The sequence below is a fragment of the Corynebacterium sp. HMSC063A05 genome, assembly GCF_001809695.1.
GTDB classification, from domain to species: Bacteria; Actinomycetota; Actinomycetes; order Mycobacteriales; family Mycobacteriaceae; genus Corynebacterium; species Corynebacterium amycolatum.
In genome coordinates this window covers 50860-70861 of record NZ_KV798490.1, presented here as the reverse complement: position 1 = coordinate 70861, position 20002 = coordinate 50860, and the positions used below count along the sequence as shown (strand labels likewise).

The window sequence follows — 20002 nt, the reverse complement described above, 5'->3', positions numbered from 1 at the left end:
CCGTTACTCGCCCTTGGAGTGGGTGACCATCTCATCCCATTCGACATACTTCTTGCGTTCGCGGCCCTCGGCCTCGCCGGCGGTGCGTTCGGCAGCATCGAGCTTGTGCCAGCCCTCCCAGTCCAGGTAGTCGATGCCCTTTGACTCCAGCAGCTCGTTGACAGCGGACAACTCCGGCTTCGACGGGGTGAATTTCTTGCCCTCTGCGGCATCGGCCAGCAGATTGGCCACGGCCTCGTTGGCATCGCCTTTGGTATTACCAATCAGACCGACCGGCCCGCGGCGAACCCAACCGGTGGTGTAGAGGCCAGTGATGGCCTCGGCTGCTTCATCCTCGGTGTTGTCGGATTCGATGACTCGACCACCGACGTTGGAAATGACATTCTTCACGTTGTCGAACGGGATACCCGGCAGTGCATCAGAGCGGTAGCCCACGGCGGAGTAGACAGCGCCGACCTTCCAGTCGGTAGTCTCGCCGGTCGGCCGCAGTCCGCCAGCACCGTCGTATTCCATGCGCTGAGTGCGCAAGCCGACCACATGCTGCTGGCCGTCGGCACCCTCCTCGCTGAGGATTTCCACTGGCGACTCGAAGAAGTGAATGTAGAGCTTGTGCAGTGCGTTCTTCGGTTCACGGATGGCGTAGTTCTCCAAGATGGTGCAGACCTGGTCAGTAATCTTGGAGTTGCGACGCATAATCTCGGATGCGGAGTCGTAGTCAATGTCGCGCGGATCGACAACGACCTCGACGTTCGGTGAGTAGTCGAGTTCCTTGAGCTCCAGCGGAGTGAACTTTGCCTGTGCCGGGCCACGGCGGCCGAAGACGTGGACTTCCTTGGCCTTATTTGTCTTCAGAACTTCGTAAACATTGTCCGGGATCTCTGTGACGTGCAGTTCCTCACCGGTCTTCGCCAGGATTCGAGAGACATCCAGCGCGACGTTGCCTACGCCAACGACGGCCACGGACTCCGCCGAGAGATCCCAGGTGCGCTCAAAGAGCGGATTGCCGTCGTAGAAGCCCACGAATTCACCTGCGCCGAAGTGCTCCGGCAGGTCTGCTCCCGGAGTCGGCAGTGCGCGGTCGCCGACGGCACCGGTGGCGAAGATGACGGCGTCGTAATGCTCCTTTAATTCGTCGAGCGTGATGTCCTTGCCGAACTCAACGTTGGAAAACAGGCGCAGCTCCGGCTTTTCCATCACACGGTGTAAGGCCATAATGATGCCCTTGATACGTGGGTGGTCGGGGGCGACACCGTAGCGGATTAGACCAAATGGAGCCGGCATCTTTTCAAACAGATCGACTTCCACGTCAGTACTGGATTTCATCAGTGCATCGGAAGCATAAACACCGGCCGGGCCAGAGCCAATTACGGCAACGCGGAGCGGGCGATTCATGAAGCGTGTCCTTCTTTCTCTAATGCTTTACGACGGCCACGAGGCCGCGGCGTAAGTAGCTGCCAGCGGTGACCTCGTGGGGAAAGGAGTTATTGGTTTATTCGACATTCCCAATGGTAGCGCCCCCAATCGTAGCGATAACTTACGAAAAATCGAGAGGCGAGCATCACATCATCGGCGAGATGCTTTTGAAGGCAGACAAAACTAAATGTGACCTTAGTCACGCCCAATGTGGGAATTTGGGCTAGTTCGCTAGAAAAACCGCATAAAAGCCGCGATTATGCGGGAAAACTGTTGGAATCTGTGGGGAAAAGTGTGGCTACCAGGGGTAACCAAAGAGGTTTGAGTCCGTCGTGAGATGTAAGGTGACTCACAATAAGATGAAAATAATGATTTGGGACTCAGCGGGATTGGAAGCTCAGCATGATCTTGAGCCTCCGGCAGTCCAATGGCTCGAGCCAAGTCAACGTTCAAATAAGTCAACGATTAAGCGCAGTGCGAGAAAGGAACGTCGGTGAGCGATAAGAACGCCCAAGCGTCCACCAACAACTCCGCAGTCCTGATTACTTCAGTGGACCGCGCGGACGATCTACAGGATGTCATTACGGCATTGTCTGAGGCACTGGGTGGGGCACGTTGCCTCCACACTGTCGGTGGGGCTCACGGCACCACTGTGGATCAGGTTGTTGTGGATCCGGAATCCGCGCTTGACACCATCGTCAGTGCTGTTGAGGCTGACCGCGCTGCTAACGAGGGGGCGGCTGTTCTGACCGGCTCCGGCAACCTCGATTTTGACTTCCGCATTGCCACCGTCGCCGGTGCCGGTGTCATCGTTGTCGCTGGTGGCGAGGGCTGCCACACAGAGGCCGCGAAGGCTCGCGTTCGTTTGGCGCTCAGCAGTGCAGCTCAGCGTCACAGCGAGGTACTCGCTGTTGTTCTCACAGGGGAGGAAGCAGCCGAGGCTGCTAAGACTTTCGAGCTCGACGTTCCCGTTGTTGCCGTTGACGATGCTGAGGGGCTTCGCAAGGTCGTAAGCCGCGAGGTCACCGCAGTGATGACTCCACAGCGTTTCCAGTGGTGGCTGTTGCAGCGCGCCAAGGCTGATAAGCGCCACATTGTGCTGCCAGAGGGGGACGATGACCGCATTCTTGAGGCCGCTGATTACCTCCTGCGCGAGGACATCTGTGAGCTCACTATCCTCGGTGACCCGGATGCTATGAAGGCGCGCGCCGCCGAACTGGGTTTTGACATCGACGCCGCCCATCTCTGGAACCCACAGACCTCCGAATATGTTGAGCAGTTCGCGGAACAGTTCGCAGAGATGCGCAAGGCCAAGGGGGTCACGCTGGAGCAGGCCCGTGAGACGATGCAGGACATCTCCTACTTTGCGACGATGATGATTCACAACGGGCTTGTCGACGGCATGGTGTCCGGTGCAGCCCACACAACTGCGCACACCATTCGTCCGTCCTTGCAAATCATTAAGACCAAGCCGTCGGCTTCCACGGTGTCGTCGCTGTTTCTCATGGTTATGGACAACTCGCTGTGGGGTTTTGCGGACTGTGCGGTGCTGCCGAAGCCGGCTCCGGAACAGCTGGGTGAAATCGCGGTAGTATCCGCCGAGACTGCAGCTTCCTTCGGTATCGACGCCCGCGTTGCCATGCTGAGCTACTCCACTGGAGCATCCGGCACAGGTGAGGATGTTGACCGTGTGAAGGCGGGCCTGGCCAAGGCCAAGGAGCTGGCTCCGGACCTCGCCGTCGATGGTCCGCTGCAGTTCGATGCTGCTATTGACCCGTCTGTGGCTGCGAAGAAGATGCCGGATTCCTCCGTTGCGGGTAAGGCAACTGTTTTCGTGTTCCCGGATCTGGACGCCGGTAACATCGGGTACAAGATTGCCCAGCGCTGTGGTGGTGCATTGGCAATCGGCCCGATTCTGCAGGGCTTGAACAAGCCGGTCAACGACCTTTCCCGTGGTGCCACGGTGCCGGACATCATCAACACGGTTGCAATTACCGCTATTCAGGCTGGAGGAAACTAATTATTATGTCCCGTCACGTACTTGTTTTGAACTCCGGTTCCTCCTCTATCAAGTTTCAGCTGGTAGATCCGGAGAAGGACTCAACGCAGCCGCCGTATGTCTCCGGTCTGGTGGAGCGCATTGGTGAAGAAGACGGCATTATTAATCTGAAGTTCTCCGGACAGAAGATTGAAATCACTGAGCCTATCGCTGACCACGCCAGTGGCCTTGACCGCGCGTTCGAGCTGATGGATGAGCACGGTGTTGGTCCGGAGTCGGTGGATATTGCCGCCGTCGGTCACCGTGTCGTTCACGGTGGTCGCCTGTTCTCTGGACCGGAGCTGATTACCGACGAGATCGTCGGCATGATCCGCGATCTTATTCCGCTGGCGCCGCTGCACAACCCGGCCAATATCGTAGGCATCGAAGAGTCTCGCAAGCTGCTTCCCGACGTGCCGCACGTCGCCGTCTTCGACACTGGTTTCTTCCACACCATGCCACCAGCTGCTGCTCTGTACCCGCTAAATGCAGAGGTCGCATCGAAGTTTGATATCCGTCGTTACGGCTTCCACGGCACCTCGCATGAGTTTGTTTCCAAGCAGGTGCCGGACCTTCTGAATAAGCCGGCAGGGGAAATCAACCAGATTACGCTGCACCTGGGTAACGGTGCGTCGTGTGCGGCTATCCGAGGTGGCCAGGCGGTGGATACCTCGATGGGGCTGACCCCGCTGGCTGGTCTGATGATGGGCACTCGTACCGGTGACATTGACCCGGGCGTCATCTTCCACCTCTACCGCAACGGCATGAGCATCGATGAGATCGACAATCTGTGCAACCGCCAGTCCGGTTTGAAGGGTGTCTCTGGTGTCAATGACTTCCGAGTCCTGCAGGAGCGCATGGATGACCACGACCCGGATGCTTGGGCTGCATACCAGATGTACGTTCACCAGCTGCGCCGCTACATCGGCTCGTACATGCTGATTCTCGGTCGCCTCGACGCTATCACCTTCACTGCCGGTGTCGGCGAGAATCACGTCGGTATCCGCCGTGACTCGATGGCTGAGCTCGAGAACTTTGGCATCAAGATCGACGACGAGCGCAACTCCCAGCCGAATGATGGCCCGCGTCTGATCTCTGCGGATGACTCGAAGGTCAAGGTCTTCGTGGTACCGACCAATGAGGAACTGGCCATTGCCCGCTACGCAATGAGCTTCGTGGATTAGTTCCTTGGACTGGAACCCTGACGAGTAGGCAGGGTTTCGGTAACCCGTAATCGACGGCCGCCGTGTACCTCACCTGTTGAATCCGCGACTGTAACTCAACAAAAAATGAGCTCGCCCCACTGTCTTCCAAACTGGAAGAATCTAGTGGGGCGAGCTCATTTTTCACCGCCAGGGAAACTGCGCCTATGCCTCAATAGGCTCAGTCACCTGGTCATTATTTCAACGCATCAGCGCAGGTAACTACCAGATGTAGACGCCGTCGCCGACCTGCAGAGTGTTGAAGTACATCACGGCATCATCGTGATTCAGATGGATGCAGCCGTGGGACATCTGATTGACCGAACCCTCGTGGAAAGCCTCACCGTCGTTGGTGAAGTACACAGAGAACGGCATCGGACCGTTGTAAGGAACCGACCACTCATCGCGGACCTTGCGGGTAACGCTCAAGTGTCCACGGGTGGTTTCGTAACCTGGCATACCGGAGGACATGGGCACCGGGCCGTAGGTGATGTTGCCGTTTTCCTGCAGCCAGGTCTTCTGGTTAGCCAGGTCAACGCATGCGCGGGCGCTCGGCGGGCACGGGTTGTTTGGCTCTGGGCGTGGTTCAGGGCGTGGTTTCTGCTCTGGCTGTGGAGCGGGGGCAGGCGCCGGCTCAGGCTGCGAAGGCTTGTCTTGGCCCTCCAGCAAACCGAAAATCTCGTTGACGACGCGGGTGGCTTCGGCCTTCTGCGCAGCTGGCAGCGGCAGGCTGTCGATGGCGTTCAGCAGCTGAGTTTTGACCTTGTCCGCCACCTGCTTGTTGTTTTCAGCGAACTTGAAGTTTTCATTGATTAGGGTGACGACCGAATCCGGCAGCTTCACCGAAGAGGAATCCAGAACCTCAGAGAGCTCAGGAGCAAGGTCGCCCGGGTTCAGAGTCGAGATCTCCGGCAGCTTGAGGTCCCGAACACTCTGGCTGAGCGACTGCAGGTCTGGGGAAACTGGCAGGGCAACGGCAGTGCCGGCCCCAATACCAAAGGCGGTGGTGAGAGCTGCAGCGCTGATGATGACACGCTTGGCGCTGCGGAAAGAGGATTTCGAGGAGGCAAACATAGAGGACATCTTAAACCACGAACGGCAATTCTCTCTTTATTCACCAATTCTGGGGTGGCGTTCACCCCACGACCGCATGTTTGACCAGGTTCAGTAAAGAGTTGGTACAGAGCTAACGCCAAGTTCGTGGCCGAATGAGATTTGCGATATCCACCAAGTTGTAGCGGTGTCGCGGAAACTGTGAAGAGCGCGCCAGCATCCGTAAGTCTTTTTCCAGTCCTTCACGCAGGCCAGCCACGGTAAAGGGCGCATCGAAAAGACCATTGGAGCTAGCTGCATGGTCGAGGTTCGAGCTGCGCAACCAGTTCAGCGCGGACGCCATCACGGCGATGCGCAGCTGCGGCATGCGCGGTTCATTTGTTGGTAGCTCCACCAGGCGACGCGCAGCACGGCGAATTCTCGATTCGGTCAACTCGGAGGGCATCCCGGAGGTGAGCATCAGAATCGTCGTCAAACGTGCCATGCGATGGTGGCGGGAGTTACCGGGAACGCGGTCAAGCTGGGAGATAGCCATTTCGTGTTGGCGCTCAGAGGCCAGCTGACGAGCTAGCCCGAAGGCGGAGGATACCGTCGTCGGGTTGGCCGCCCACACGACGGCGTAGAGACGCAGGGTGTTGAAACGAATTGTCTGAGGCGACAGGGACTCGCTGGCCCAGGCCGGGGAGAAGATTTCGGGCGTATCGGCAGCGACATTATCCAGCGCGCTGCTCAAGTTCGCGGCGGCGCGGGCGACAGAGGGCTCGAGGAGAGATGCGTTGGCGATGCCCAAGCGCTGTTGAATCAACTCGAGAGTCGCTGCCAGCGCCAACTTCGGGGCGGGCTCACCGGGAAGCATTGTCAGCACGTGGTGGAACGAGGTGAGGGCATCGTTGAATTGGTCGAGAAGCAGATAAGTCACGCCCTCGTACCAGTGGTAACGCCAATCGCGCTGCAAGCGTTCAGAGACATCGCAGAGGCTGTCGCGGGCCTCATCAATTAATCCGAGGTCCAGTTTCGCACGCACGATGCCCAGCGGAATTTCCACCGAAGAACCATACTCGGGTTCGGACAGTGCGTTGGTCAGTGTTTCGATTAGTTCGTTGGGTTCCGTAAACGACGAGGCGCTCAGGATGCGCGCACCCGGATCTGTCGGGTTAATCAGTGGCACAGGCAGCGCGAAGGTCACTTCTTGCGGAGTGATTTCCACGCCGCGGGTGATGCCGTCGACAAGCTGGTCGGTGCGGAACACCAGGTGCTTGGTGCCGTACGTGGAACGCTGCGGCGAGAAATTCGACACCGCCTGTGGGAATTGCACGCCGTCGCGCACCGCCAGAATCTCGCGCAATACGCCGATGAGCTGCACACTCATCTCTTCGGCAGAACCGAAGCGAGCCTCCGGATCTTCGTGGCAAGCGCGCAGTAGAAAGCGGTAGAGCGAGTAAAAACGGCGGAACAGAGGCTCTTCGACAGGTGAGGGCAGTCCCGGATCGTAGACGCCGTTGGTCGCCGGCAACTTCAGAATCAGCGAGGCCAGCGTGCGGCCGACAGTGTAGATATCACTGGCAATCGTCGGTCCCGTCGTAGCAATCTCCGGCGCCTGGAATCCGGGCGTGCCGTAGATATGGCCGTAGGCGCCGATGCCGGTGACCGCGCCAACGTCGATAAGCGTGACATGGTCTTCGCTGAGCAGCACGTTGTCCGGCTTCAAATCGTTATAGACAACGCCGCGCGAGTGCAGGTAATCCAGCGCGGGTAGTAGCTCCAGGATGTAGCCAATCGCCAGGTCACAGGGCATGACGCCGTCAGGGTAGCTCCGTCGCTGTTTGCGTAACGACGGGCCGCCGACGTACTCCATCACAATGAAGCCGGTGGCGCTGTTGGCGTCCGTCTCATCGATGAAGTTGATGATCTTCACAATTCCCGGATGCGAGATTTCCGCGAGGAACTCGCGTTCTGCCTGGACTACGGCGAAATCCTTCTCGTTTTTCGCTGCCATCATGCCCTTGAGCACGACCCAGCGATCCGAGACATTGTGGTCAATCGCCAGATAAATCCAGCCGAGACCGCCGTGGGCAATCGGGCCCACAATTTCGTACTGATCCGCCACGATATCGCCGGGTTTCAGGCTCGGCGTCGGCTTATTCGTCGCGCGAATCTTCTCATCACTCATTACTGCATCGCGCGGATCCTGCGTTGTGATGTACGGCAGGTGCACCATGCCGTCGGCGACGGTGCGTCCACGGTGCGCAGTCGATCGCTTCCGGCGAAAGTCCTCCAACGCTTTCCGGTGCGAGGCCATCGACGGATCTGGTGTCTGGGTGCCGGGTTGGGTCGTCACGCTTGACGACGAACCCCCGCGCCCCAACAATTCGGCGATATCGAACTCTTCGTCATCGTCGTCATCGTCCGCAAAAGGGTCGAAGGCGACAGCGGCAGTGCCGGGCGCTTGTTCGTCGTCTTCATCGGCGAATGGGTCGAAGGCGACGGCCTGAGTGGCAGCTGCCTCTGCCTCTGTGTGAGCATCCTCCTGGGGCGCTGGCGTGTATTGCGGAGGCTGGGCTTGCTCGGAGTACTGGTTTTCATCGCTCATCGGTTATCCACCTCGCCTTCTGGAGCAGTTTCCGGTGTGGGGGAGATTCCAAGTATGTCTTCGTCGTCGCCGTACTGTGGCGATGGCTGTGTACCGCTTGGCAGGAAGGGGCCGAACCAGGTGTCGTAGAGGGACTGCCAGGTGCCATCGGTTGCCATACGCTCCAGGGTCGCGTTGATTTGGCGAACTAGGCCTGGGTTCCCCTGGGATACACCGGCCGCGTAGCTTTCCTCGTTCAAGCCCCGCTGGACAATCGCGGTGGCCGGATCTTGGTCGTTGATACCAGCGAGGATGGTGTCATCGGCAACGACAATCTCTGCCTGGCTGTTTTGAAGTGAAATGAGGCAATCCGACCAGTTGCCGACCAACAGCAGCGTATTGTTCGGCGAGAGCCGTCGAATCAAATCCTCGGTAGTAGATCCCCGGGAGACGCAGATGCGACCGTCCTTGACGTCCTCGGGGGAAGCATCGCCACCCGGTGAAGAGACGAGAACTCCAGCTCGTGCTGTCAAATACGGTGCGGAGAACAGCACCTTTTCGCGCCGGGCATCGGTGACCGTCATAGTGCGCAAAACGACATCGACGGTGCCGTCTTCGAGTGCGGCGGTGCGTTCGTTGCTGTCGACGAACCGAAACTCGACAGCATCGGGATTGTCAAAGATGTCCCGGGCAATCTCCTGTGCCAGGGATACCTCAAACCCCGAAAGCTCTCCGGTGCTGAAGTCGCGGAAGCTGAGCAGGTTCAATGATTGGTCAACACCAACGATGATGCGACCGCGCTGGTAAATCTCCGGGATTCGCTCTTCCGGCGTTTGGTCATCGGGGGCGAGTGTGGACAGATCTGGCGTGTTGGCTTCTGTCGCAGGCTTCCTCGAGGAGGCTTTGTCGTAGAACGCGCCCGGTGGCAGGGGAAAGTCACCGGTGGCCTCCAGGATTGTGCGCGAGTAGGGATCGTCGGCAAGCGAATCGGTCGCGCAGGCACTGACGGTGAGGCCCGCGATGGCGAGTGCACCAAGGACGGCTCTGCGCCGCCAGCCGGCGAGACCGCGGAGCGATGGGGAGAACGGAACGATCATAGGTACTCCAGAAGCCGGTGTCGGAAGCCGAAAACAACCAGAACTGCCGCGATGACGGTCAGTGTAACCGTGGCGAGAGACAGTGCCGCGATAGCGCGACGGGATCGGTCGAGGTTCTCACGGGCGGTCAAGCGGGACTCGGCGATGGAATTCTGTAGCGACTCATCGACCTGGTTGAACGCAGCCGCCGACGAGCTGGCATTATCCACATCGGTTGCGATGCGAACCGCACCGGCGTAGTCGCCTGAACTCAAGTGCTCCATCATTAGGTTGTGACCGGACTCCCAGCTGTAGATACCGTGGATGGCGGCTCTGACATCATCGTCCGGTGCATTGGCGTCCACTCTTTCCAGCTCGCCGACCAGGGTGCGCACCGACTGCGAGAAGGACTCCGCATCCGCGGGCTGACGGCGCACTAAGCCGAGGGTTTCGCTGGCGCGTAGCTGCTGGGCATCAATGCGCACTTCGGTTAGGGCATGAACATCCGGGCGCTGCTCTCCGAAGAGAGAGTTGGACTGCCACGGCTGAGTGGTGGCAATTCCCACACCGACAAGCGCGATGGCCATCAGCATGGTTGCACCAAACAGGCCGACGTTGAATAGTCGACCGGTGCGGCGAGTCAGCCACCACTGCGTGATTAGCAGCATCAAAATTGCCGCTGCCAGGCCTGACATCGGAAAAAGAGGCGGCTTTGATAGTTGGCGCTGCTCATCATTAGTGGTGGTACTGGTGCGTTCGTAGAGCGATTTTGCAGCTGGCAGAATCTGGACCTGCATCAAGTTTGAGGCAGAGGCGAGGTACGCGACACTGACGGGATTGCCCTGGCGCGCATTCGCGCGAGCTGTCTCGACCATGCCGGTGTAGACCGGCAACAGCCGCTGTACAGTCGCGATATTCTTCATCTCTGGGGCATCGACGTTTTCAATGCCCGTAGCTGCGCGGGTAGCGGACATGGATGCTTGTGCGATGACATCGTCGAAGTTGCTGACCAAGTCCTGGCTGCTGTTGAGTGTGCCGCGGGAAAAGGCGGTGTTGGCCGACGCATCGGCAATCGTCAGCGAGGCATAGAGATTCTGCGAGGCATTGGCCATCGGCTCGCTCAGCTGCGAAATTCGGGTGAGCTGCTGCTGGCGTTGCGAGGTTGTTTGCCACATGGATAGGCCGGCGGCCAGAATAGCGACGATGAGGATGAGGGCGACTGTGGTCAATCGGCCCGGCGACGTCATCAAAAATGACGCTGACCGGCGCACATACGTGGCCGACGGGCCGAGCTTGTCATAGAGACGCTCACCGAGAAAACGTGTCAATCTCCGGTTGCGCGGGCCAATTTCCAGGGCATCCACGCGCAGGTCGGTATCACGCGGAGAGTCTGCTAGGGCTGTTGGGGTTGCGGCCGTTGCTGGGGCATTAGCCGAGGACTCTGTAGTTTCCAGAGCAGTTGATGGTGCCGCACTCTCGGTAGCCGGGGTGGTGTCGGGAGTATCTTTCGATTCCTTTGCCGCCTGAGCCGCAGTGTGTGTGTCTAAGCTTTCGCCACCGGGAGTGGTGCGACCGCTGAAACGAGTTCGGCGTGGAGCACGATTCTTGCGGTGGAATGGGTTTCGGTTTTTGTCGTGGGCACGGGAATGAGGCGCACTTGAAGTGGTTTCACCCATGTGCACGTGTCCTTCCGACGTGACCGAAGTCGCCTGCGACAATCTCTCCGCTCAGAGCAACGTTAGTTCCTTGCAAATCTTAGTCGCTCGGGCTTGTGACGGAAAACACAAGGGTATCTGGCGTAGGGTGGAGACATGCTTCAGGATGGAAATGGTTGGGCAGCCGGCCCCAGCGGTACGCGCTGCTGGGGACGCTTCGGAGCTGCAGGGCTGCTGATTGTGAGCCCTCAGCGCACTGTGCTTATGCAGCATCGAGCTGACTGGACATCGTTCCCCCTAACGTGGGGTGTTCCTGGTGGGGCTTGTGATTCTCATGAGACTCCTGAGGCGACCGCGCTGCGTGAAACGGCTGAGGAAACTGGGCTGCTGGAGCATCAGCTTCGCATCCTCGACACGCAGGTCACCACCGGTCCTTTCCCGGCCGATCCGGATCGCCCCGAGCTCGCCGGCGGCTGGAAATACCACACGGTCTACGCACTAGCTGCCGAAGAGCTGGAGACGAATCCGAACGAGGAGTCCCTAGAGTTGCGCTGGGTTCCGCTTGACGACGTCGACAGCCTCGATCTGCTGCCGCCTTTTGTGGAATCGTGGCCCCGGGTGCGCGCGCACCTCGAGAAACTGCTGGAGGCCCTTGACTAGGTGTCGGCTTCGCACCTACCGGCGCTCCCTGCGTCGACTACTTGGAGTCGGCAACTGCTGCCGCGCCAGCGGCCAGCGCGGTGACGGTTAGGACGGACGGCCATGCGCCAATCTTCTTAGCCAGCGGGTGTGAGAGGCCGAAAGCGCCGAGGTAGGCGGCCGCTAGGCCAGCGGCTCCCAGGGCGCCGGTCTTTGCGTTCCAGGTGCGTGCTGCGTATGCGCCGGCGGCACCCAAGATGACGCCACCGAGCGGACGAATGCCTGTTTCGCGAGCGGTGAGCCAGCCGCCGATGAGGCCAGTGGCCACGAGCGGAGCGGTCTTTACGTCTTTTGCCTTCTTCAAAGTAATAGCCATAAGCATCATCGTACCTAGTAAGAAGGGCTTGGCGGCGCGCTTTTAGAACGGCTCCTGGCGGCGCTGGTGCTCCTCAACATAGCTTTCCGAGTGCTCCGCCAGCTTCAGTAGCGAAGGCAGTGCCTTAATTAGCGCACGAACGTCCTTTTGCGACATTGTCCGCACAATTTCGTACACCAGCGCACCCCAGTGGTCGATAAGTTGCTCCAGCAGCGTCTCGCCATCGCTGGAGACATAGAGGTTCTGCGCACGGCGATCCTTTGCATTGTTCTCGCGTTCAATCAGTCCGTTGTCGAGTAGACGGCGAACTGTTGCCGAAACGTTGGATGGGCGTAGGAAACGCAGGCGTGCAATGTCGGATACGCCGCAGCCCGGGTGGGTTGAAATAAAGTGCAGTACTTCCATTTCCGACTGGGAAATGTCCATCCTGGCATTCGGGCGCTCACCGAGGCGGCGAGTCGACGCAAGGAAGTCATACAGGCCGATGGAAATCTTCTGCACGCTTTCGCGCAGGGATTCATCGGACTCAGTCGAGTCATCCGCGGTGGGGAAGCCGCTCGCTGGCTCCGGGGTAGTGGTGCGCTGAGGGGAGCGTGCAGAAGTCATGATCTTCCTTCCCGACGTAATGAATTGATGTTCTGATTAAACACCTTATATCGTCGAAATAACTTTCTGTGGTGAAAATTTGTAGATTGAACAAAAAGTTAGGCTCATAAGTGCTGTGCGGGTGCTTTATCGCCCATTTCTGCCCCTGATTTTAGGGGCTGGCAGCAAAGACTCCGCTTTACGACGGCCCCAGCGACACCCCTAGCAGGAACTAGGCCTACGCGCTTTTCCGCCCGTTTATTTACACTTCGTAATCCACAATCACCGGAGCATGGTCGGATGCGCCTTTGCCCTGACGCTCTTCGATGTCGATGAATCCGGCGGACGCCTTTGCCGTGAGGTCGGGGGAGGCGAGCTGGAAGTCGATGCGCATGCCCTCATCCTTGAAAAAGCGGCCAGCCTTGTAATCCCAGTAGGTCCACTGGTTTGGGGTGAATTGGCGAGTCACTTCCTTCATACCCGCCTGCTCCAGCGCATAGAAAGCTGCGCGTTCAGGCGGTGTGACATGTGTTTTCCCTGCGAAGGCTGCCATTGACCAGACATCGCCGTCGGTCGGGGCAATGTTGAAGTCGCCGCCCATCATGAAGGTGGCCTCCGGGTCGTCGTCAAGCGTGGCGATGATGTGCTGACGGAGCCGCTCCAGAAATTCGAGCTTGTACTCGAAGTGCGGGTCGGTGATGTCGCGGCCGTTCGGGATGTAGAGGCTATGGACGCGCACGCCACCGCAGGTAGCGGCGATATGGCGGGCCTCCAATGCGGGAGTTGCGTCGGGGTCCTTGTTGAAACCGGGCTGACCGGGGAACTCTGCCTGGATGTCCTCAAGGCCGACGCGGGAGATGATGGCAACGCCATTCCACTGATTCAGGCCGTGGTGGGCGACTTGGTATCCCAGCTCTTCAAAAGCAGCGGTGGGGAATTGGTCGTCCTTGCACTTGGTTTCCTGGACGGCCAGGACATCAATGTCATTCCGGCGCAGCATTTCCACCATTCGGTCGAGGCGAGTTCGAGCCGAATTGACGTTCCAGACACAGATTCGCATATCAACGATTGTAAAAGGGGAACGAAACGGCGGCCTTATGCGTTGAACAAAGCAGTGACAAAATAAGCGGACAAAAGCGAACAAGGTGGGCGGAAGCCCGGTAGGAAAGGGAGTTTCGAGGTTGGCTAACTGGGACGATCGCCGTTACGGCGGCGAGTACAGTCCGACGGATTACCTGGGTAGTAGTGGCAGGAACGTTTATCGGGAACACGACGCATATGCGGCGTACGATGCGGCAATGCCGTATCAGGAAGTGCCATATCCGGTAGCAAACATTCCGGTCGGCTATGAAAGCGGGTACCCCGCTAGCTATGGGGCGTCTTCCTTCGGTGCGCTCAGTGCTAATCCCAAAGTCGCGCCGCTGACCGCTCAAATGGCAGTACACCTGGGCTTTGACCCCAATCTGGCCAATGGCTCAGTGGCACGTCGTGGTGGTGCGCTGTTGGTGGATTCTGTCATCTACACTGCATTGATCGCCTCCATTGCAGTTCTCACTAGCATCGTGGGGACATCGGACAGCGGCGTAATGGTGATGCTGATCAGCCTCTTCCTCGGTCCCGGTGGTTTTTACCTCTACCGCGTGGCGGGGGACTCCATCTTCGACGGGTCGCCGGGTAAACACGCCATGGGCATGAAAATCGAAGGTGCACACGGGATGCCAGTTTCAGCCCGCGATGGTTTTGTGCGCAATGTCTGGATTCTGCCGTCGATGATTCCGGTCGCCGGTTGGTTTGTCTCTGCGGGCCTGGCTGGCTGGATTGCAATGGCTGCCTCCCGCGATCCGCTGGGTCGAGGTCGCCATGAGCTTTCGGTCCGCACTCGCGTGGTGGAAAAGCCGGAGACGCGCGAGCTGCAGCGCGGGCAGCGCCGCATGGACAACCGCATGGGCAGCAAAGAGCAGCAGGGCAAGCAGCTGAAGCGGATTAAAAGGGTTAAGCGCGGGAAGTAGGGCGATCAGGGCGAGCAGCGCAGGGCCGAAACGTAACCCCCGGCCCCCTAAGCCCCTGTCAGCTCCGCGTAGCGGTGCCGGTGGTGCTCGGTAAAACCGAGTGTCCGGTATAGCGCAATGCCAGCCTCATTTGAGCCCAATACCTGCAGATATGCAGAATCTGCCCCGTGTTGTGCGCCCCAGTGCATCATGTGAATTCCCAGTAGGGTGCCAAGTCCTCGGCGGCGCATATCGGCTGCGACTTCCACAGCGGAGAACCCGAGCCATACACGGCCGTCGTCCGATTCGGTCAGCGTGCCGCGCGTAATGGCTACCGTGCGTATGCCTTCAGGCGCATTGTTGTCAGGTACTTGCAGGCGTCCGAAGCACATGCGGCCATCAATTTCATTGCGCAGGAACTGCAGCGCATGCTCAGGCAGCGTAGTACCGCGGAAATGGTAGAGCCCCAGCCAGTCGTCGTCAGGTTGATCAGCGATATCCACCTGCACGTCTGCAAGCTCGACGCTGTGCTCATCGAGCACCTGTTCGGCGCTGTGCTCATCAAGCACCTGTGCTGCGCCGTCCGATTCAGCTGCCAATTCAGCAGGCGGCAAATCCCCATCGAGTGCGCGCGTCATAACCGTAATGTCCGGCCCGACCGTCCACTCCGGCCCCGCGACCAGTGCCTGTGCCGGTTTGGCGATTCTATCCGGAATCGCAATCCGCACCGGCAAATCGTGGGAATCGTAAAACGACTTAATCTTCTCCAACGGCACCGGCTGAGTGCTGGCTCCGGGTTCGAGCGGCAGCGCAGAGTTGGAACGCTCCGTAATGCCATCGCCGGCTCGCAGCAGCCAGCCCGACTCCACCACATGCGCGATACCCGGGAAGGCCTTCGCTGTCGCAGTTTCCACGGCGCGAATATCCGAATTGCGCACCGGATGATCCGGCAGGGCCTTCACAATCAAAATGTGCTTATCGCTAAAGTCCACCGCTGCCACGGATTCGTCGGCACGCACGCCAGCACGAACCTGCGGACGCACGACGAACGGATCCATGCTGAGCACATGCCCAATGACGTCCGTAGTCTTCTTGCCGCTGGCCAGCGCCTCTTCATCGGTCAGCGCGCGCCGCACAATGACACGACGTCCCACCGCCACTTCACCGACGCCCCAGCGGGAAATCGGTAGCTTCTGTGCTGCACTTTCGCTTGCCGACGACTCCAATTGCCTATCCGCCACGATCTAATCCTCGTGGCCGAACGGGTCTGGATCCACGCCCGGCATCCAGGTCAGGCTGCCCTCGGTCCAACCGGCGCGCTTGATTTCCTTCTTGGCCATGCGCTTCCAGCGGCCCGTGAGACAGTCGGTGTAAAGGAACCCATCCAGATGGCCGACCTCGTGCTGCATGCAGCGAGCGAGGAAACCGGTGGCCTCGATGCGGACCTCTTCGCCGTTTTCATCCAGGCCGGTGACGACAGCCTTCTCCGCGCGGTTGGTGGGGAAGGACAGGCCGGGTACAGAGAGGCAGCCTTCGTCATCGGAACCGTCGTCGTTAGGCATGGTCTTCGGGATTTCACTGGTGGTCAGCACCGGATTGATGACGCAGCCGCGGTGCCAGACGTCGTCATCATCGGGGCAGTTGTAGACGAATAGACGCTTGCCGACGCCCACCTGGTTGGCAGCCAGCCCCACACCGTGGGCGCGGTCCATGGTTTCGTACATGTCCTCGATGAGCTCACGCAGCTCGGAGATGTCCTCGGTTACCGGCTGGGTAGGAGTGTGGAGAACGGGGTCTCCGGCAATCACAATGGGACGGATAGTCATGTCGATGATTCTACTCGGCGTCCATCTTTTCTAAATCGCCTGGTGATGTCTGAGTTGTGCCAGGGAGTTGTAGGTGGGGCATAGGTGAGGCTGAGTGGCTGGGCCATACTATGTATCTTCACTAAGTATCTGCATAAGTAGTGTCGTGCGGAATAGAAAATCAGGGCGAGTGAGAAGGAAAGCGGGGTGCGGAAAATGGTGAGCAAGAAACCCATAGGCGGCAGCCACGAACCTGAGACCGAGCTGCGGCCTGACTCATCCGAGCATCTCGGACTCGCGGGCGATACCAGCGGCATTGAACCCGTTTTGGCGCAGAAAATGCTGGATTTTGAGAAAGAATGGCTGAAAGTTGCCCGCCGTGGGCCGCGTATGGCCGGTGCGCGGCAGGAGGCAATTCGGCGTCGCTTTGCCGAGGACTTTGGAAACAACACAATCCGCTACCACCAGGTACTTTCTCGACTTCTCGACTCTCCGGCAGCCGAAGCAGCCGAACCCGTGTTGGTTCATCGGCTGCGTGCCGTGCGGGATAACCAAGACGCATAAGGTTCAAGTTTCACTTCACGGTTCGGCGGCAGAACATATAGGATGTGGGATGTGTCTGACCAACTAAACCCTCAGAATTCGCCGCGTCCGGGCCGTCATCGACTCGATGACGACTTCGACGACTTTGATGAGTACAGCGATTACGCGGAGGCTCCCGCTGCTGGCGGCGCTCATGCGTACTCCGAGCCGTCGGATGCTCAACACACAGCGCCAAAATCTGCGGCTCCCGCCGCTGGCGCAGCCGCTGCTGGTGCCACCGCTGCCGCCACTACCGGTGCTGGCTCTCGGGCTGCTGCTAGCAATTCCGCAGCTGCTGATGGTGTTGATGACGGCGACATCGGCGACGGTGCCGGTGATGGCCGCTACATGCGCGTTCTCGCTATCGTGCTGCTCGCTATCGGCGTGTGCCTGGTCGCCTACGGTGCCTACGCACTCAGCACACGTGGCGACGATGCCGAGAACACCGGCCAGAATGACACCTCGGCATCCGCTCCGGCTGACTCTGGTGCGCCTGCTGACTCGGCCAACGGCAGTGATCCGGCAAAGGATGGTGCTGCTGGAGACGGTGACGGCGAGGTTCCGCCGCCGCCACCGGCAAATGAGCCAGGCAAGCCGGTTCCTCCCTCAGAGAATCCACCGGCACAGGATGAGGCCAACGAAGCGCCACAGATTGACCGCAAGACTGTCAAGGTCAGTGTCCTGAATAACTCTGAGGTCGTGGGCCTCGCCGATGACCTGTCCAAGCAGATGGGCGAGCAGGGCTGGGGCGCCGGTGAGACCGGTAACGCTCCTGAAGAGGAGATGGGTGTGTGGGAGAAGACTACCGTCTACTTCGACCCGAGGAACGAAGAGGAAAAGGCCGCCGCTGAGCAGATTGCGCACGACAACGGTTGGGAAGCCGCACCTCGCGATGACCGCCTCCGGGACGCTCCGGCGGGAATCGTCGTGGTCGCAACTGATCCGGCTCACTAGACTCCCGGCCCACCGGACTTCGGTTTCTCACTAAGGTTTGCGGCCTAAGCGTCAAGACCTGCCGCCGTGGTACGAAGCCTCCCCATAGCTTTCCAAGCCCCGCGTAAGCCACACATTTCATGGCTTACGCGGGGCTTTTGCATATTTTGCAGTCTCAAACAGATCACGGTTGAAAAAGGGGTACTAGTATTCTGCTAGTAGCCAGTGAGATCTGTGAGGTTTTTATGTTCGCCGTAAAGCGTCGTCGCGTTGCTGTCGCCACCGCGTTGGGTTGTGCTGCAACACTGTTGGTTTCCTGCTCGGGGGTTGAATCCAGCAGTGACAAGGACGGGAACGCGGACGCGTCGACAAGCACTGCGCCAGTGAGCGTAGATCCGGCTGCACCGAAGCTGACCGAGCGCGTCAGCGCCTATAACTTCATCCGCACAAACGACGACGGATCAATGAAAATGCTGGCAACTGTACAGGTCATGAGCGCTAAGGGATGGATGGGCCTTTCCGACGAAAAAGGTCAGTTCACTACCTTGGATAAGGGCAAGTACACAGTGCAGGCACGCGGTGCATCTGGCTGCAGTGGCATCGGCAGCCCCGCAACCGAAGGGTTGGGTGTCATCGGCGAAGTGCACGTCGATGACAAACGGAATGCAGATGTTTGGAACGTTCCGTCCAAGGTGGATGAAGACAGTTTCACCACAGTTGCGCTTGTCGATTCCAACGGTGACCTTGCCTCGTGCGCAAAAACCGTCACCTGGACGGAGCCAACTGAGGAAAACGACTCCTAGTGTGAAAAAATAGCGGTATGACTGAGCAATTTTCCGGATCGGCGCAGCCATCTCTGGGAGTGGAATGGGAAGTGGCGTTCGTTGACCGACGAACGCGCGACACCGCTCCCGCTGCCGCCGAGGTGCTCGACATCATCGATGCGGAGCATCCCGGACATGGGCTCCAGCGCGAGTTCCTCGCCAACACCGTGGAGCTCGTCACCGGTGTGCACATGAACGTGCCCGATGCCGTAGCGGAGCTCCAAAGCCAGCTGGACATGGTTCTCGATGCCGCTGACCGCGTTGGGGTGGATGTGTGGTCATCGGGCTCGCATCCGTTCGCCCGCGGTACTGCTCAGCAGGTCAGCGCTAAGGGGCACTACTCCGAAATCATCAACCGCACTCAGTGGTGGGGCAACCAGATGATCATCTGGGGAGTCCACGTCCACGTTGGCATTAAGGACTCCGAACGCGTTTGGCCGATCATTCAGGCCCTGGCAACGAAGCTGCCGCACATGTTGGCGCTGTCTGCCTCCTCACCGGCCTGGAACGGCGAGGACATGGGTTACGCTTCCAACCGAAGCCTGCTCTACCAGCAGCTTCCCACTGCTGGTCAGCCGCCGGCGATTTACACGTGGCCCGAGTGGGAGTCCTACATGCACGACCAGTCCCGCTCCGGCGTCATCAACCACACCGGTTCGATGCACTTGGACATTCGCCCAGCATCAAAGTACGGCACCATTGAGATTCGTGTCGCTGACGCTACCTCTAACCTGCAGGAACTCGCCGCTATCGTGGCATTGACGCACTGTTTGACGGTTTACTACGACCGCATGTGGGAGGCTGGCGAGGAACTACCGTCGCTACAGTCCTGGCACATCGCCGAAAACAAGTGGCGCGCCGCCCGCTACGGCATGGACGCGTTGGTCATCGTCAATCGTGATACCGACGAGCGGTGGGTTCGCGATGAACTCCGTGAGCTTGTGGTTCAACTCGCCCCGCTTGCCGACGAACTGGGCTGCCGAGCCGAACTGGAATTCGTCAACAATATCGTGGAAATGGGCGCGGCATACGAGCGTCAGCGCACTGTGGCGGATGCGGCCGGGGCGCTGCCTTCCATGGCTACCGAGGACGACGTACGGGCGAACGAAGAGCGCATTGGCCACACCCCGTGGCGAGCCGCCGTGGATCTTGCGGTGCAGGAACTGCGCGCCGGGCATCCGATAGCGCCTGCAGATTTCCACGAGCAGATAGACGACTAGCCGTCGTTAAGCGGTGTGTGCCCAGACATAAATTAGTGACTAGG

18 protein-coding genes are annotated in these 20002 nt (G+C 59.2%); 8 read left to right on the top strand and 10 right to left on the bottom strand.

The genetic code is table 11. The annotated features are described in order from the left end of the window. Window positions 1-3 precede the first annotated feature (3 nt). On the bottom strand, window positions 4-1392 hold the full coding sequence (locus tag HMPREF2651_RS00595; RefSeq protein WP_049181112.1) for an FAD-dependent oxidoreductase: 1389 nt from the start codon (window positions 1390-1392) through the stop codon (window positions 4-6). Window positions 1393-1906: 514 nt separating this feature from the next. On the opposite strand from HMPREF2651_RS00595, the gene pta reads away from it, so the two are divergent. After that, entirely contained in the window at window positions 1907-3433 is a 1527-nt protein-coding gene (pta, locus tag HMPREF2651_RS00590; protein WP_049181113.1) for a phosphate acetyltransferase, read from the top strand. 5 nt (window positions 3434-3438) lie between these two features. After that, entirely contained in the window at window positions 3439-4635 is a 1197-nt protein-coding gene (locus tag HMPREF2651_RS00585) for an acetate kinase (RefSeq protein WP_038626720.1), read from the top strand. A 240-nt stretch (window positions 4636-4875) separates the two neighbouring features. Here HMPREF2651_RS00585 and HMPREF2651_RS00580 read toward each other — a convergent pair whose 3' ends face one another. The 4 genes from HMPREF2651_RS00580 to HMPREF2651_RS00565 form a co-directional block, all read right to left on the bottom strand. After that, on the bottom strand, window positions 4876-5727 hold the full coding sequence (locus HMPREF2651_RS00580) for a L,D-transpeptidase (RefSeq protein ID WP_038626718.1): 852 nt from the start codon (window positions 5725-5727) through the stop codon (window positions 4876-4878). A gap of 112 nt (window positions 5728-5839) precedes the next feature. Next, window positions 5840-8296, bottom strand: coding sequence for a serine/threonine protein kinase (locus HMPREF2651_RS00575; protein WP_049181114.1), 2457 nt, complete (start codon window positions 8294-8296; stop codon window positions 5840-5842). Then, a complete protein-coding gene (locus HMPREF2651_RS00570) occupies window positions 8293-9372 on the bottom strand; it encodes a glutamate ABC transporter substrate-binding protein (protein ID WP_049181115.1) in 1080 nt (359 codons plus the stop codon). The genes HMPREF2651_RS00575 and HMPREF2651_RS00570 overlap by 4 nt, the downstream gene beginning before the upstream one ends. Then, entirely contained in the window at window positions 9369-11027 is a 1659-nt protein-coding gene (locus HMPREF2651_RS00565; RefSeq protein WP_049181116.1) for a hypothetical protein, read from the bottom strand. Before HMPREF2651_RS00565 ends, HMPREF2651_RS00570 begins: the two co-directional genes overlap by 4 nt. 135 nt (window positions 11028-11162) lie before the next feature. Between HMPREF2651_RS00565 and HMPREF2651_RS00560 the strand changes: the two genes are divergently transcribed. Beyond that, a complete protein-coding gene (locus HMPREF2651_RS00560; protein ID WP_038626710.1) occupies window positions 11163-11666 on the top strand; it encodes an NUDIX domain-containing protein in 504 nt (167 codons plus the stop codon). Between the two features lie 37 nt (window positions 11667-11703). Here the strand turns inward: HMPREF2651_RS00560 and HMPREF2651_RS00555 are convergent, their stop codons facing one another. The 3 genes from HMPREF2651_RS00555 to HMPREF2651_RS00545 all read right to left on the bottom strand — a co-directional run bounded on the left by HMPREF2651_RS00555 (window position 11704) and on the right by HMPREF2651_RS00545 (window position 13666). Next, complete coding sequence (locus HMPREF2651_RS00555) at window positions 11704-12021, bottom strand: hypothetical protein (protein WP_193393893.1); 318 nt, start codon at window positions 12019-12021, stop codon at window positions 11704-11706. Window positions 12022-12063: 42 nt separating this feature from the next. Further along, complete coding sequence (locus HMPREF2651_RS00550) at window positions 12064-12627, bottom strand: MarR family winged helix-turn-helix transcriptional regulator (protein WP_016421518.1); 564 nt, start codon at window positions 12625-12627, stop codon at window positions 12064-12066. Between the two features lie 241 nt (window positions 12628-12868). Then, window positions 12869-13666, bottom strand: a complete 798-nt coding sequence (locus HMPREF2651_RS00545) for an exodeoxyribonuclease III (RefSeq protein ID WP_049181117.1) — start codon at window positions 13664-13666, stop codon at window positions 12869-12871. Between the two features lie 121 nt (window positions 13667-13787). On the opposite strand from HMPREF2651_RS00545, the gene HMPREF2651_RS00540 reads away from it, so the two are divergent. Further along, window positions 13788-14615: an RDD family protein gene (locus HMPREF2651_RS00540; protein ID WP_239663051.1), complete on the top strand. Its 828-nt coding sequence runs from the start codon at window positions 13788-13790 to the stop codon at window positions 14613-14615. Window positions 14616-14662: 47 nt separating this feature from the next. Here the strand turns inward: HMPREF2651_RS00540 and HMPREF2651_RS00535 are convergent, their stop codons facing one another. Continuing rightward, window positions 14663-15835 carry an N-acetylglutamate synthase, CG3035 family gene (locus HMPREF2651_RS00535; protein WP_049181119.1) on the bottom strand — a complete coding sequence of 391 codons (1173 nt, stop codon included), beginning with the start codon at window positions 15833-15835 and terminating at the stop codon, window positions 14663-14665. Window positions 15836-15838: 3 nt separating this feature from the next. Further along, entirely contained in the window at window positions 15839-16420 is a 582-nt protein-coding gene (locus HMPREF2651_RS00530; protein ID WP_038626702.1) for a peptide deformylase, read from the bottom strand. 195 nt (window positions 16421-16615) lie between these two features. Here HMPREF2651_RS00530 and HMPREF2651_RS00525 point away from each other — a divergent pair, with 195 nt between their 5' ends. The 4 genes from HMPREF2651_RS00525 to HMPREF2651_RS00510 all read left to right on the top strand — a co-directional run bounded on the left by HMPREF2651_RS00525 (window position 16616) and on the right by HMPREF2651_RS00510 (window position 19958). Then, window positions 16616-16963, top strand: a complete 348-nt coding sequence (locus tag HMPREF2651_RS00525; RefSeq protein ID WP_038626695.1) for a DUF3263 domain-containing protein — start codon at window positions 16616-16618, stop codon at window positions 16961-16963. Window positions 16964-17014: 51 nt separating this feature from the next. After that, window positions 17015-17935, top strand: coding sequence for a LytR C-terminal domain-containing protein (locus HMPREF2651_RS00520; protein ID WP_038629197.1), 921 nt, complete (start codon window positions 17015-17017; stop codon window positions 17933-17935). 224 nt (window positions 17936-18159) lie between these two features. After that, window positions 18160-18717, top strand: a complete 558-nt coding sequence (locus tag HMPREF2651_RS00515) for a hypothetical protein (RefSeq protein ID WP_038626693.1) — start codon at window positions 18160-18162, stop codon at window positions 18715-18717. 17 nt (window positions 18718-18734) lie between these two features. Next, complete coding sequence (locus tag HMPREF2651_RS00510; protein ID WP_049181120.1) at window positions 18735-19958, top strand: glutamate--cysteine ligase; 1224 nt, start codon at window positions 18735-18737, stop codon at window positions 19956-19958. Window positions 19959-20002: the final 44 nt, after the last annotated feature.